The sequence below is a fragment of the Microbacterium sp. nov. GSS16 genome, assembly GCF_028198145.1.
GTDB lineage: Bacteria > Actinomycetota > Actinomycetes > Actinomycetales > Microbacteriaceae > Microbacterium.
Window position 1 is genome coordinate 1,623,123 of sequence record NZ_CP116338.1, and the last position, 12,690, is coordinate 1,635,812.

Annotated in this window: 13 protein-coding genes and 2 tRNA genes; 9 read left to right on the forward strand and 6 right to left on the reverse strand. The window is 69.1% G+C overall.

Annotated features, from left to right (window positions below):
• The first annotated feature begins 27 nt into the window (after positions 1 to 27).
• Positions 28 to 101: transfer RNA gene (locus PGB26_RS07730), tRNA-Arg, on the forward strand.
• Positions 102 to 152: 51 nt separating this feature from the next.
• Here the strand turns inward: PGB26_RS07730 and PGB26_RS07735 are convergent.
• Positions 153 to 497 carry a histone-like nucleoid-structuring protein Lsr2 gene (locus PGB26_RS07735; RefSeq protein ID WP_271637069.1) on the reverse strand — a complete coding sequence of 115 codons (345 nt, stop codon included), beginning with the start codon at positions 495 to 497 and terminating at the stop codon, positions 153 to 155.
• Positions 498 to 583: 86 nt separating this feature from the next.
• Positions 584 to 1,438, reverse strand: a complete 855-nt coding sequence (locus PGB26_RS07740; RefSeq protein ID WP_271637070.1) for a LuxR C-terminal-related transcriptional regulator — start codon at positions 1,436 to 1,438, stop codon at positions 584 to 586.
• A 109-nt stretch (positions 1,439 to 1,547) separates the two neighbouring features.
• Between PGB26_RS07740 and PGB26_RS07745 the strand changes: the two genes are divergently transcribed.
• Complete coding sequence (locus PGB26_RS07745; RefSeq protein ID WP_271637071.1) at positions 1,548 to 1,895, forward strand: DUF485 domain-containing protein; 348 nt, start codon at positions 1,548 to 1,550, stop codon at positions 1,893 to 1,895.
• Positions 1,892 to 3,511 (forward strand): solute symporter family protein, encoded by a 1,620-nt coding sequence (locus PGB26_RS07750; protein WP_271637072.1) that lies wholly within the window; start codon positions 1,892 to 1,894, stop codon positions 3,509 to 3,511. The genes PGB26_RS07745 and PGB26_RS07750 overlap by 4 nt, the downstream gene beginning before the upstream one ends.
• A 245-nt stretch (positions 3,512 to 3,756) precedes the next feature.
• On the opposite strand, the gene PGB26_RS07755 is transcribed toward PGB26_RS07750, so the two are convergent.
• Positions 3,757 to 4,287 carry a methylated-DNA--[protein]-cysteine S-methyltransferase gene (locus PGB26_RS07755; protein WP_271637073.1) on the reverse strand — a complete coding sequence of 177 codons (531 nt, stop codon included), beginning with the start codon at positions 4,285 to 4,287 and terminating at the stop codon, positions 3,757 to 3,759.
• A 169-nt stretch (positions 4,288 to 4,456) separates the two neighbouring features.
• Between PGB26_RS07755 and PGB26_RS07760 the strand changes: the two genes are divergently transcribed.
• Together PGB26_RS07760 and PGB26_RS07765 are read left to right on the forward strand one after the other, a co-directional pair.
• Entirely contained in the window at positions 4,457 to 8,164 is a 3,708-nt protein-coding gene (locus tag PGB26_RS07760) for an AAA family ATPase (RefSeq protein WP_442922974.1), read from the forward strand.
• Positions 8,157 to 8,333, forward strand: coding sequence for a hypothetical protein (locus PGB26_RS07765; protein ID WP_271637074.1), 177 nt, complete (start codon positions 8,157 to 8,159; stop codon positions 8,331 to 8,333). Before PGB26_RS07760 ends, PGB26_RS07765 begins: the two co-directional genes overlap by 8 nt.
• A 104-nt stretch (positions 8,334 to 8,437) precedes the next feature.
• Here the strand turns inward: PGB26_RS07765 and mscL are convergent, their stop codons facing one another.
• The 3 genes from mscL to PGB26_RS07780 are packed head-to-tail and all read right to left on the reverse strand — an operon-like array spanning position 8,438 to position 9,755.
• The gene (gene mscL / locus PGB26_RS07770) at positions 8,438 to 8,848 is read right to left on the reverse strand and encodes a large conductance mechanosensitive channel protein MscL (protein WP_271637075.1); all 411 of its coding nucleotides are present in this window, start codon (positions 8,846 to 8,848) and stop codon (positions 8,438 to 8,440) included.
• Between the two features lie 25 nt (positions 8,849 to 8,873).
• Complete coding sequence (locus PGB26_RS07775; protein ID WP_271637076.1) at positions 8,874 to 9,146, reverse strand: FmdB family zinc ribbon protein; 273 nt, start codon at positions 9,144 to 9,146, stop codon at positions 8,874 to 8,876.
• Positions 9,147 to 9,158: 12 nt separating this feature from the next.
• Positions 9,159 to 9,755, reverse strand: coding sequence for a 5-formyltetrahydrofolate cyclo-ligase (locus PGB26_RS07780; RefSeq protein ID WP_271637077.1), 597 nt, complete (start codon positions 9,753 to 9,755; stop codon positions 9,159 to 9,161).
• Positions 9,756 to 9,834: 79 nt separating this feature from the next.
• Here PGB26_RS07780 and galU point away from each other — a divergent pair, with 79 nt between their 5' ends.
• The 4 genes from galU (at position 9,835) to PGB26_RS07800 (ending at position 12,380) form a co-directional block, all read left to right on the forward strand.
• A complete protein-coding gene (galU, locus tag PGB26_RS07785; protein ID WP_271639618.1) occupies positions 9,835 to 10,707 on the forward strand; it encodes a UTP--glucose-1-phosphate uridylyltransferase GalU in 873 nt (290 codons plus the stop codon).
• A gap of 37 nt (positions 10,708 to 10,744) precedes the next feature.
• Entirely contained in the window at positions 10,745 to 11,353 is a 609-nt protein-coding gene (locus PGB26_RS07790; RefSeq protein ID WP_442923019.1) for a GNAT family N-acetyltransferase, read from the forward strand.
• A 63-nt stretch (positions 11,354 to 11,416) separates the two neighbouring features.
• On the forward strand, positions 11,417 to 12,280 hold the full coding sequence (locus PGB26_RS07795; RefSeq protein WP_271637079.1) for a hypothetical protein: 864 nt from the start codon (positions 11,417 to 11,419) through the stop codon (positions 12,278 to 12,280).
• 27 nt (positions 12,281 to 12,307) lie between these two features.
• Positions 12,308 to 12,380, forward strand: a tRNA-Ala gene (locus tag PGB26_RS07800).
• The last annotated feature ends 310 nt before the right edge of the window (positions 12,381 to 12,690 follow it).

Below are 12,690 nucleotides of genomic sequence, written 5' to 3' on the forward strand. Positions count from 1 at the left end.
TCGGGCCGCCGACTAGACTTGTCTGGCGCCTTCGTAGCTCAGTCGGATAGAGCGGCCCTCTCCTAAAGGGCAGGTCGCAGGTTCGAATCCTGTCGAGGGCACGTATGCGAAGAGCGGGTCACTCAAGAGTGGCCCGCTCTTCGTATCGTCGTTCAGTGCGCGGCGTGATACGCCTCGAGCACGTCGGCGGCGATGCGTCCGCGCTCCGAGACCTTCATGCCCTGCTTCTTCGCCCACTCGCGGATCTCGACCGTGTCGGAGTTTCCCGTCGAGCGGCGGCGTGGGGCGGACGAGCGCGTCGCGGTGGAACCTGCTGCGCGCCGGCCCGCCTCGATGTACGGGGCGAGTGCGTCGCGCAGCGCCTCCGCATGGGAATTCGTCAGATCGATCTCGTAGGCGACACCATTCAGTGCGAAATGAACAGTCTCTCCTTCGCCGACCTCGAGAAGCGTTCCGTCGATATCGTCGACCAGCTGGTGCACAATTCTTCGAGCCATGACAATAAGATATTTGAATTCATTGCGCCCGCGCAATCGGCGCGAGCATTCGTATCGCGAATGCGGCGCGTGAATTGTTTTCCCTATCAGGGAAGAAGGCCCGCGCGGCGCGCACGGGCGACTGCGGCGTGGCGCGTCGACGCGTCGAGTTTCGACATGGCGGCGCTCAGATACGCCTTCACGGTGCCTTCACGCAGTCCGAGCTGCGCGGCGATCTCCGCGTTGGTGGCCCCCAGCGCGGCGCATGCGAGCACGTCCGTCTCGCGGGGCGAGAGTCGGACGGTCGCGAGGGATTCCGTCGTCGCGGGCGGTTCGGATCCCGACGCACCGACCAGGCGCCGTTCGACGGCGGCGATGCGCCCCCTGATCTCCTCGTCGCCGACCGAGGCTGCGATGCTGCGCAGCTCGGCGAAGCTCTCCCTGAGTTCTTCGAGGTGCGAGCCGTGCACCGCGGCATCCCTTCGCATCGCGCGCATGCGGCGCTCCACCTCATCCCGGATGCGCAGCTCGTCGGCGACACTCTGCGCCACGCTCATGGCCGGTGCCGTCGTGAAGCCGCCCACGTGCGACTCCTCCCATGCGCCGGCGTAGAGGACGCCCCGGGGCCGGCCTTCGACGACGATCGGCAGCGCGAGCAGTGTGCGAAGTCCTTCGCCCAGCACGAACACGTCGTAGTCGTGTGTGATGTGCTGCGAGGTGCGGTAGTCGCTCGTCATCCGGGGGCGCAGCTCGATCATGGCGCGGCCGCCGAGCCCCCGCTCGGGGCGCACGGTGAGTCCGTCGAGGCTGTGCGTCCGGTTTCCGACGATGCTGGTCACCCGCACCTCGCCGTCTTCAATGAGTCCGCCGAACGCGACCGGAAAGCGAGTGCGGCGAGCGAGTTCTCGCACGCCGACGGCGACGGGGTCGTCTGCGGCCCCGTGTTGCTTCTCCGATACCACTGCTACCAACTTTCGGGGGTGACGACAGGACCCGCCCGTTTCGTAGCGTCGACGATACCACCGCGTGATTGTCATCACGCGGCTTACGGACATGTGGCAAGGAGGCCCCATGACTCAACCGACGACGCCCGATTCCGCTGCGGGAATCGACTATCTCGCTGTCGAGGAATCAGACAGATTCCAGGGATTGAGACGACTGCAGCGCTCATTCATCTTCCCGATGGCCGGGTTCTTCCTGATCTGGTATTTCGCATACGTCCTGCTGGCCGCGTTCGCGACCGACTTCATGAGTCAGCGCGTCTGGGGTGACATCACCATCGGACTGCTCATGGGACTCGGGCAGTTCGTCACGACTTTCGTCATCACGATGGCCTATGTGTCGTTCGCGAACCGTCGCCTCGATCCCATCGCGACCGAGATCCGTGAAGAGCTCGAGAAGGCGGAGACGAAGGCATGATGACGACACACCTGGCCGCCGAGGCGGTTCAGAACGACCCCGTGCTGAACATCGCGATCTTCGGGGCATTCGTCGCGGTCACGCTCTTCATCGTGATCCGCGCGAGCCGGAACAACAAGACGGCCGCCGACTACTACGCCGCGGGGCGGTCGTTCAGCGGCACGCAGAACGGCTTCGCCATCGCGGGGGACTACCTGTCGGCGGCCTCGTTCCTCGGCATCTGCGGGGCGATCGCGATCAACGGCTACGACGGATTCCTCTACTCGATCGGATTCCTGGTGGCCTGGCTCGTCGCCCTCCTGCTCGTCGCGGAGATGATGCGCAACACCGGCAAGTTCACCATGGCAGATGTGCTCTCGTTCCGTCTCAAGCAGCGGCCCGTGCGCATGGCAGCTGCCCTGACGACGCTGGCCGTCTGCTTCTTCTACCTGCTGGCGCAGATGTCGGGAGCGGGCGGGCTCGTCTCGCTGCTGCTCGGCGTCGATGACAGGATCGGCCAGTCGCTGGTGATCGCGATCGTCGGCGTCCTCATGATTGTGTACGTGCTGATCGGCGGCATGAAGGGCACCACGTGGGTGCAGATCGTCAAGGCGGTGCTGCTCATCGCCGGCGCTCTCGCGATGACGATCTGGGTTCTCGCGCTGCACGGCTTCAGTCTGAACACGCTGCTCGAGAGCGCTGTCGACAACTCGCCCAACGGTGAGAAGGTCCTCGGCCCCGGCCTGCAGTACGGCGCGAACCCGCTCGACTTCCTCTCGCTGGGCATGGCGCTCGTGCTCGGCACCGCGGGCCTGCCGCACGTGCTGATGCGCTTCTACACCGTGCCCACGGCGAAGGAGGCGCGCCGCTCGGTCGTCTGGGCGATCTGGCTCATCGGCGGGTTCTACCTGCTCACCCTCGTGCTCGGCTACGGGGCCGGCGCGCTCGTCGGGCCCGAGCGCATCGCGGCCGCACCGGGCGGAGTGAACTCGGCGGCGCCGCTGCTCGCTCAGGCGCTTGGCGGTCCGCTGCTGATGGGGTTCATCTCGGCCGTCGCGTTCGCGACGATCCTCGCTGTGGTCGCGGGTCTGACGATCACCGCCGCGGCGTCGTTCGCGCACGACATCTATTCGAACGTGATCAAGCGCGGCAAGGACGGCACGGGCACGGTCGACCCCAACGGCGAAGTCAAGGTGGCTCGCCGCACGGTGATCGTGATCGGAGTGCTCGCGATCGTGGGCGGCATCGGAGCGCAGGGGCAGAACATCGCGTTCCTCGTGGCCCTCGCCTTCGCCATCGCCGCCTCTGCGAACCTGCCGACCATCCTCTATTCGCTGTTCTGGAAGCGCTTCAACACCCGTGGAGCGGTGTGGAGCATGTACGGCGGTCTGATCGCCGCCATCGGCCTGATCGTGATCTCGCCGGTGTTCTCGGGCAACGAGAAGGCGATGATCCCCGGCATCGACATCGCGATCTTCCCGCTGAACAACCCGGGCATCGTCTCGATCCCGCTGGGATTCCTGCTCGGCTGGATCGGCACGATCACGGCCAGAACGGCCGAATCGCGCGCGCTCGCCGCCGAGATGGAGGTGCGCTCGCTCACCGGATTCGGGGCCGAGAAGGCGGTGGATCACTAGGTCTCTCCCCAGAGATACCCGAATGCCGCGTCCCCAGCGCGGCGGGAGCGGAGCCCGGCGGCCTACACGCCGGGCTCCGGTTCGTTCGGCGTCCCGTTCCCAGCAGGTCATCGCCGCGCCGGCCCCAGAAGGTCACGGCCACCTGTCCCCAGAAGGCCACCGCCGCCCTGTCCCCAGAAGGCCACCGCGGCCCTGTCCCCAGAAGGCCACCGCCGCCCCGTCCCCAACCGCGCCCCGGTCGACCCTCACGCCCGCGCCGCAGAGGCGTCACGCTCGAGATCGAGCAGAAACCGCTTGCGGTCGGGATGTGCTCCGTAGTGGCCGGGTGTGCCGTCGGAGCGGATCACCCGGTGCACGGGGACGATCACCGACAGGGGCGTGAGTCGGCACGCCGTTCCGACGGCGCGAGCCGCGCCGGGGCTTCCGGCGATGACCGCCACCTCGCCGTAGCTCATGGTCTCACCCCACGGGATGCCGCACACGGCCTGCAGCGCCGACCGGGTGAAGCCGTCGACGAGACGCCAGTCGAAGGTGAAGCGCTCGTCGAAGCGCACCGGCTCGCCCTCGAAGTACTCGCCGAGCGCCGCCGACAGCTCGTCGGCCACGCCGGGGGCCGGTTCCGGCGTCTCTCCGATCCGCCGGCTGACGCTCTCCAGAAGCCACGGCACCCGAGGATCCGCGGACTCCGAGAGGTCGAAGCTGACGATCCCGGCATCCGAGAAGACCGCCAGGGCGTTGCCGAACGGCGTAGGCGCGAAGTCGTAGCGATAGCTCATGCCACCATCCTGCTCCCGGCTGTCGCTGCGATCGGGCCGCGATCGCGGATACTGTGGACGATCCACGTCGAGAGCCCACCTGTGCAGGAAGACGCGCGCAGGCACGCGGAATCGTCGCGAAACGGCCGGGAATACCGCCCGTCGCGCCGGTCGCGCCTAGGCTTGCCGTGTGTGGCGACGAGAGGCGAAGGATGCTGAGCGCGCGACCCAGCCGGTCGCGGTGACGCTCGGTGATCTCAGCGACGCCTCGAGCGGCGTCGGCATCGCACACGCGGCGGAGGAGCGTCGCACCAGTCTGCGTGCCCAGGCTGCCGATCTGGGCGGCGCCTCGCCGCTGATCAGCTTCGTCGATGCTCCGGAATCCGTCATCGACATCTCCCGTGCCCACCCCGGCAGCCTGCCGCAGTTCATCACCGGCCGCTCCACCCTCCTGTCGAACCTGTTCCGCGACGAGGTGGGGCTGCGCACCGCGCGGATGGCAGCCGAGCGCATCACCGCGCGCAACACCGAGCTGCGCACGGTGCGCGGCATCGACGCCGTGCGCCTCGCGGTCGGAATCGCCCGGTGGCGCATCGGCGGTGCGCAGTTCGCCGCCCCCGTGCTGCTGCGCCCCCTCGCGATCCGGCGCCACCACGCCGATTTCGAGCTGAAGCTGCACGGACGATTCGAGGTGAACCCGGAACTCGTGCGCGTCGCACGCGAGCACTTCGGGCTCGACCTGGACCCGGCCGGCCTCGCATCCCTCGCCTACGACGGGGGGATATTCAAGCCGCAGCCGGTGATCGATCAGCTGCGTGCTCTGACCCGCTCGATCGACACGTTCGCCGTGAACCCGCGTCTGGTCGTGTCGACATTCGCCGATGTCGCCGATGCGATGGTGCGCGACATGGTCGATCTCGACCATCCCGTGCTCAATGCGCTCGCCGGGCACGTGGGCGACCGTGAGCAGGTCACCGCGCCGCGCGAACTGCCCGCCGCGGCGGGACCGGACGATCGCGCCCCGGCTTCGGAGAGCCTGCTGCTCGACGCCGACTCCGAGCAGGAGGAGGTGCTCGCGCGCATCGCCGCGGGGCATTCCCTCGTCGTCTCGACGCTGCCTGGCACGGGAGGCACGCAGACCGTCATCAATGCGCTGGGCGGATTCGTGCGCTCGGGCCGGCGCGTCCTCGTCGTGTCCGCCCGCCGATCGACGCTCGACGGCGTCCGCCATCGCCTCGCCGGCGTGGGCCTCGACGCGCTCGCCGTCTCACCCGCCCGCGCGCGTCGCGACCTCATCACCGCGATCGCCCGCAGCGAGAAGGCCACCCAGCCCAAGGCGGCCGAGCTCGACGAGGCGCTGGTGCGCCTGCGCACCGTGCTCCGCGACTACCGGGGAGCGCTCGGCGAGCCGGTGGGGCGCACCGGTGCATCCGTCCTCGACGCGACCAGAGAGCTCGCTCGGCTCGCAGCCCTCCCCGTCCCACCGTCGACCGGAGCCCGCCTCTCGATCGACACGCTCGAGAAGCTCGCCGGAGACCGCAGCGACGCCGCGCAGGCGCTCACTCGCGCGGCCAAGCTCGGCGAGTTCCGCTTCGGACCGGACGACTCACCCTGGTACGGCGTCAGCTTCGACAGCGCGGAAGCCGCTCAGCAGGCTCACGAGCTCGCGGGACGGCTGCACGGCTCGGCCGTGCCGTCGCTCCTCGAGCGCGGATACGAGCTGATCGCGCAGACGAGCATGCGCCCGTTCGGCACGATCGACGAGCTCGGCGAGTACGTGCGGCTGCTGCAGGGCATCCGGGACTCACTCGATCGCTTCAGCCCGACCGTCTTCGAACGACCCCTCGGCGAGCTGATCCAGGCGCACGGCTCGCGCCGTGACGCGCCTGGCATGTCGTCCGCCAACCGGCGCCGGCTCAAGAAGCTCGCTCGCGAGTACGTCCGCCCCGGTGCGCACGTCTCGGAGATGCACGAGGCGCTGCTGCGCATCCAGCAGCAGCGCACGCAGTGGCAGCGCTATGTCGAGGCGGGCGTGGCGCCGCAGGTGCCGCTGGGGCTCTCGGACGTGCACGTCGCGTGGCAGCGGGTCTCCGCCGAGCTGGCCGACCTCGATCGCGCCCTGGGCCGTCGCGAGCCGCTCAGCTCGCTCCCGGTCGCCCGTCTCGTGCGCACGCTCTCGGGCCTCGCCGCGCGCTCGGCCGTGTTCGACAATCTCGTCGAGCGCACGCAGATCCGCGACGCGCTCGCGGGCCTCGGCCTGCGTCCGCTGCTCTCCGACCTGTCCGTGCGGCACGTGCCGGAGGAGCGGGTCTCCGCCGAGCTCGAATTCGCCTGGTGGCAGTCGCTTCTCGAGCGCGCTCTGCAGGACGACCGGTCGCTTCTCGGCGCCAACACCGCGGTGGTCGATCGTCTCGAGCGCGACTTCCGGCTCGTCGACGAGGCGCACACGGCGATGGCCGGCCCCCTGCTGGCATGGAACCTGGCCAGCCAGTGGCGCATCGCGATCGTCGATGAGCCCGACCAGGCCGCCCATCTGCGCCGGGCGCTGAAGACGGGCGAGGCGACGACCGCCGAGATCGTCTCGGCTGCCCCCGATCTCACACGCGTGCTGGCGCCGGTGTGGATCGCTTCACCGTACGAGGTGCCGCTGATCCCCGAGTCGGTCGAGTTCGACGCCGTGCTGCTCGTGGATGCCGCAGCCGTGAACCTCGCCGAGACCGCGCCGGCGATCCGCCGTGCACGTCAGATCGTCGCCTTCGGCGACCCGGTGACCCAGCGACCCACGCCGTTCACCGTCGCCACCCTGCCCGACGCGGAGTGGGAGCCCGAGGTCGACTTCGACGACGTGTCGGTCTTCGAGCGTCTCGCCGAGCTCTTCCCCGTGATGACGCTCACCCGCAGTTATCGAGCCGGGGGAGAGGATCTCGCCGAACTCATCAATGACGCCTTCTACGGCGGAGAGATCGTGTCGCTTCCCTGGGCCGGGTCGTACCTCGGCCGCGGCAGCCTCACCGTCGACTACGTCGAGGGCGGAGTGGGCACGCCCGATCCCGATTCGGGCGCGGTCGAGAGTCCGGATGCCGAGGTGGCCCGCGTCGTGACCCTCGCCGTCGAGCACGCCATCCACCGCCCGACCGAATCGCTCATGGTGATCACGGCCAGCCGCAGGCACGCGGAACGGGTGCGCGCAGCCGTCGCATCCGCCTTCGCCGGCCGCTCCGATGTGGCCGACTTCGTCAGCCGCGACACCGCCGAGCCGTTCGCGGTGCTCACACTCGAGGAGTCGGTGGCGGAGAGTCGCGACCGCGTCATCTTCTCGCTCGGCTTCGGCCTGACCAAGCACGGCCGTGTGCTCAGCGACTTCGGGGATCTCTCGCAGCAGGACGGCGAGCGACTGCTCACCGTCGGGATGACCAGGGCGCGCCGCTCGATGGTCATCGTGTCGTGCATCCGGCCGTCGGCCTTCGATGAAGGACGACTGGAGCACGGCGCCTCGACACTGATGTCGATCCTCGGCGGCCTCGCCGCTCGCGGCCGCGATGCGCGTCTCGAAGATCTCGCCGATCCGCTGACCCTCGCCCTGGCCCGTGAGCTGAGGCGGCTCGGCGCCTCGGTCGATGTCGACTACCGGGGCCTGCTTCCGCTGGTCGCGCAGCACGATGGGCGCGCTGTCGTCATCGAATCCGACGCGGAGATGCGCGGGGAGTCGCTGCGCGAGAGCGTACGGCTGCGCCCGCAGGTGCTGCGCCGCCTGGGCTGGCACTACGTGCGAGTGCACGCGTTCGATCTCTACAGCGATCCCGCCACCGTCGCCCGGCGCATCGCCACCGTGCTCGGGATCGACGAGCACGCCGTGCGGGCCGAGAACGACACACAGCCCTTCGACATCGATGGATGACGAGCGTCAACGGATCGTGCGCGTCGCCGGATCGCGCCGCGCGAAGCTGACCCGCGTGGAGGGCACGACCTCAGAACCGCATGAGAGGGCCGAGCGCTCCGCACCCGCTGAGGGCGAGCGCGGACCGAACGATGAGCGGATGCTGCGCGAGGTCCCGCCGCATTACTGAGCGCTGCCGCGCCGCAGCGCTCCCGCTGCCGCACCGAGCATCTGCTGCGGCATGCGAGAACGGCCCGCCTCCGAGGAGGCGGGCCGTTCTCGCGTTCCGGACGATCAGCGGGTGCCGGCGTCGCGACGCAGCAGGTCGCGGATCTCGATGAGCAGCTCCTGCTCGGTCGGCAGGGTCTCCTCGTCGACGGCCGGGTTCTTCGCGGCCTTGCGCTCCTTGTACGTGTTCATCGGGACGACGAACACGAAGTACACCACCACGGCCACGGCGAAGAAGGTGATCACGGCGGAGATCAGCTCTCCGACCGGGAAGGTCACCGGGTCGTTGTAGATGTTGCGGACGGTGAAGCCGAACTTGCCGGCCTCGTCCGCCTTGAAGACCATCGCGACGAGCGGATTGATGATGCTCGACACGACCGCGTTCACGATGGCGGTGAACGCCGTGCCGATCACGACCGCCACGGCGAGGTCGATGACGTTGCCCTTGGTGATGAATTCCTTGAATCCCTGGATCATCGGCTTCCCTCTCATAATGGGGACCTCAGCTCGAGGCCGGCGTCGCCGCGGGCGCCGGGGCGGCGGCCGTCGACTTCTCCGCCTTCGATGATGCCGATCCGGATGCCGGAGCACCCGCATTTCCGCGCGAGTCGGTGCGATAGAAGCCGGAGCCGTTGAAAGTCACTCCGACCGACCCGTACTGCTTGCGAAGCGCTCCGCCGCACTCCGGGCAGAGGGTGAGCGAGTCCTCGGAGAAGGACTGCACGGCGTCGAAGCGGTGGTCGCAGGCCGTGCACGCGTAGGCGTAGGTGGGCATGGGATGCTCCTGTCAGTTCCGCGCGGGCGACAGGGTGATGGTCTGCGTCGGGGTGACGATGCCATCGACCGGCTGGTCGTGCACTTCGCGCGGCAGCGAATCGAGTACCTCGGAATCATAGATCACCGCGTACACGGGCGGGCGGCGCTCCATCGAGCCGAGGGTCTTGTCGAAGTACCCGCGTCCCCACCCCAGTCGCGTGCCGTCGCGATCGACGGCGGCGGCGGGGATCAGCATCAGGTCCACATCGTTCACGGCGATCGGCCCCAGCACCTCGCCGGTCGGCTCGGGTAGGCCGAACAGCCCCTCGGCGACCGCGTCGGAGTCGTCGGCGACGGCCCAGTCGAGCAGCCCGTCGGCACGGCTGATCGGAAGCAGCACCCGGATGCCTCGTCGCACCGCCGCCTGGACGAAAGGCAGGGTCCCCGGCTCCGTGGTGGTGGAGAGAAAGCACGACACCGATCGCGCGCCCTGCGCGGTGAGCAGCGCATCCAGCTGGGCCGCGAGACCGACGGCCGCCTCGTCGCGCTGCGCCTGCGACAGGATCTGACGGCGTTCACGCAGTTCGGCGCGCAGCGCACGTTTCTGCTGTTCTGCTTCGCTCCGCATGCCCCGATCATACGGGGGTCGATCGGCCATCCACGATCGACGGAGGATACCCGCCACTATGCTGAACCGCATGCGCACCATGAAGGCGGTGATTCCCGCCGCGGGCCTGGGAACCCGGTTCCTGCCGGCTACCAAGGCGATGCCCAAGGAGATGCTCCCGGTCGTCGACAAGCCGGCCATTCAGTACGTGGTGGAGGAGGCGGTCGCCGCCGGCATCCACGACATCCTCGTGATCATCGGCCGCAACAAGAACGCGATCTCCGACCACTTCGACTCGGTGCCCGAACTGGAGGTCCGCCTGCAGGAGAAGGGCGACCACGGCCGCCTCGAGCGGGTGATGAAGTCGAGCGATCTGGCAGACATCCATTTCGTGCGCCAGGGCGAGCCGAAGGGGCTCGGGCACGCGGTGCTGCGTGCGCGGACCCACATCGGCGACAGCTCGTTCGCCGTGCTGCTGGGCGACGATCTGATCGACGAGCGCGACTCGCTGCTGACGCAGATGATCGCGACTCATGAGCGCACCGGTGCAGCGGTCATCGCGCTGATGGAGGTCGACCCCGCCCAGATTCATCTGTACGGCGCGGCCGACGCCGCCCCGACGGAGAGCGACGGGGTCGTGCGGGTGGATGCCCTCGTCGAGAAGCCCTCTGCCGAGGACGCACCCTCGAACCTTGCGGTGATCGGTCGATACGTGCTGCCGCCGGCCATCTTCGACATCCTCGAGCGCACCGAGCCGGGCAAGGGCGGCGAGATCCAGCTGACCGATGCGCTGCAGGAGCTGGCCGCCGATGCGGACGGCCCCGGTGTCGTCGGTGTCGTCTTCGGCGGACGCCGCTACGACACGGGCGATCGCGCCGACTACATCAAGGCGATCGTGCAGCTCGCCGCGGATCGTGACGACCTCGGCGAGGAGCTGCGGCCGTGGCTCAAGCAGTTCGCGGCCGGTCTCTGACCGGAGGACGACGATGTCGAACGACATCCTGCCCGTGATGCGCTACGGGCCCGTGACCCTGCGTCTGGTGAAGCCCCGCGATGCGAGGGTGCTGCAGCGCGAACTGCTTGAGAACCGCTCCTGGCTGCAGCCCTGGGAGGCGACGATCCCGGGTGGCACCGCCGGCTTCGACATGCGGGCGACCATCCGCAGGCTGCTGCAGCAGCACCGCGACGGCGCCGGCTACCCGTTCGTGATGGAGTACGAAGGCCAGGTGGCCGGGCAGCTCAACATCTGGGGTGTCGCCCGCGGTTCGCTCGCCTCGGCGACCATCGGGTACTGGGTCAGCGAGCGCTTCGCCGGCAAGGGCATCACCCCGACAGCGGTCGCGATGGCCACGGATGCCGCGTTCGACCAGCTCGGCCTGCACCGGGTGGAGATCTGCATCCGTCCCGAGAACCGGGCGAGTCTGAGAGTCGTGCAGAAGCTCGGCTTCCGCTACGAGGGGCTGCGTCGGCGCTACATCCACATCGACGGGGACTGGCGCGACCACCACGCCTTCGCCCTCACGCAGGAGGAGGTGCCCCGCGGAGTGCTGTCCCGCTGGGTGAACGGCGACGTGCCCGTGGCTGCGGCGCTGCCCCCGCACGACGAGGTGCAGAGCTGACGGGCGCGACACACGCGCGGGATTGATCGGGTCTTGGCTCGGCCGGGCGCTACCGTGGTGAGCATGGATGGGCCGGTGCTGAGTGGAGGCGTGATCGTCGTCGTCGCCGTGCTGCTCTGGGTGCTCTATTTCGTGCCCAGCTGGCGCGGTCGACACCAGTACTACGCCGCCGAGCGCAACGCGGTGCGCCTCAACCAGGCGCTGCGTGTTCTGGCCGAGACCAGCGAGACTCCCGATGAGGTGCGCCTCGAGCTGACGGCGCGCACGGCTCTCGCCCAGCAGCGGCTGGCCAAGCGCCTGCAGGCCGAGAAGGAGAACGCCGAGCTCGAGCGACTTCGCGCCGAACTCGCCGCGACGCGCCGTGATCCCGCGGTGCGTCGGGCGCGGGCTCGCCGCCGCACGCGGCTGGCCGCAACGGCATCCGTCGTCACCGCGCTGGTGATGCTCGGACTCGGCGTCTGGCAGATCTTCGCGACCGGAGGGTGGATGCTCGCCGCCGGGGGAGCGGCCCTCGCCGCCCTCGGAACCGCAGCACTGGTTCGCATGGCTAATGTCGCCGCGCGCGGTGCGCGGCGCCTCGAGCGGCCCACCGTCGCACCCGTCGCGGAGCGGGTGTCGCCGCCGCTGCACGATCAGGGGCCCGCCGTGTGGACGCCGCGTCCGCTGCCGCAGCAGATGGTGACGGTCGCCGGGTCCCGCGCGCAGACCGCACAGGCCGAGATCGACGCTCGCGCCGAGCGCGAGCGGGCCGCCCGCCGTGCCGAGCTCCGCCGCCGCGCTGAGGAACTCGCCCCGCCCGCACCCACCGCACTGCCCGTCGCGCCGGCCGCAGTCGAGGCATCGCCGTATGCGCGGATGGGTGTCGTGGACGACGCGGAGATCGAGGCTCACGTGCGTCAGCTGCTCGCACGTCGAGCAGCCGGCTGAGCGCGTGATAACCTGAACTGTGTTCACGGGCCTATGGCGCAGTTGGTAGCGCGCCTCGTTCGCATCGAGGAGGTCAGGGGTTCGAATCCCCTTAGGTCCACACCGTGACAGAACCCCCGCACTGAGGTGCGGGGGTTCTGTCGTTTCTCCAGCCGCTCAGGTGGCGACATGCCGCTGTCGCAGCCGCCGCCATCGGCTGGACGGATGCCTGCGGCTCGGGGTGTTGTCCTGGTGGTGGGGGTTTTCGGGTGGTGGGTGTGGGGGTGCGACACGCCCGGGGTGTGGTGGTGATTTGCGGGGTGTGGGGGATGGGCGTAACTTATTACTTGTTCGCCCCAAGCGGTTGAGCGGAAGGCCTGAAGGGCCTGGCTCCCCTCCAAGTAGCGAACCACCCACCTCCACTGCTGGGA

Excerpts from the sequence above, each read along its gene's own strand:
- PGB26_RS07795 (WP_271637079.1), top strand. The coding sequence starts at position 11,417 with ATGGATGGGCCGGTGCTGAGTGGAGGCGTGATCGTCGTCGTCGCCGTG.
- PGB26_RS07755 (WP_271637073.1), bottom strand. The coding sequence starts at position 4,287 with ATGAGCTATCGCTACGACTTCGCGCCTACGCCGTTCGGCAACGCCCTG.
- PGB26_RS07765 (WP_271637074.1), top strand. The coding sequence starts at position 8,157 with ATGGATGACGAGCGTCAACGGATCGTGCGCGTCGCCGGATCGCGCCGC.
- PGB26_RS07790 (WP_442923019.1), top strand. The coding sequence starts at position 10,745 with ATGCGCTACGGGCCCGTGACCCTGCGTCTGGTGAAGCCCCGCGATGCG.
- galU (WP_271639618.1), top strand. The coding sequence starts at position 9,835 with ATGAAGGCGGTGATTCCCGCCGCGGGCCTGGGAACCCGGTTCCTGCCG.
- PGB26_RS07775 (WP_271637076.1), bottom strand. The coding sequence starts at position 9,146 with ATGCCCACCTACGCCTACGCGTGCACGGCCTGCGACCACCGCTTCGAC.
- PGB26_RS07780 (WP_271637077.1), bottom strand. The coding sequence starts at position 9,755 with ATGCGGAGCGAAGCAGAACAGCAGAAACGTGCGCTGCGCGCCGAACTG.
- PGB26_RS07750 (WP_271637072.1), top strand. The coding sequence starts at position 1,892 with ATGATGACGACACACCTGGCCGCCGAGGCGGTTCAGAACGACCCCGTG.
- PGB26_RS07745 (WP_271637071.1), top strand. The coding sequence starts at position 1,548 with ATGACTCAACCGACGACGCCCGATTCCGCTGCGGGAATCGACTATCTC.
- PGB26_RS07735 (WP_271637069.1), bottom strand. The coding sequence starts at position 497 with ATGGCTCGAAGAATTGTGCACCAGCTGGTCGACGATATCGACGGAACG.
- mscL (WP_271637075.1), bottom strand. The coding sequence starts at position 8,848 with ATGATCCAGGGATTCAAGGAATTCATCACCAAGGGCAACGTCATCGAC.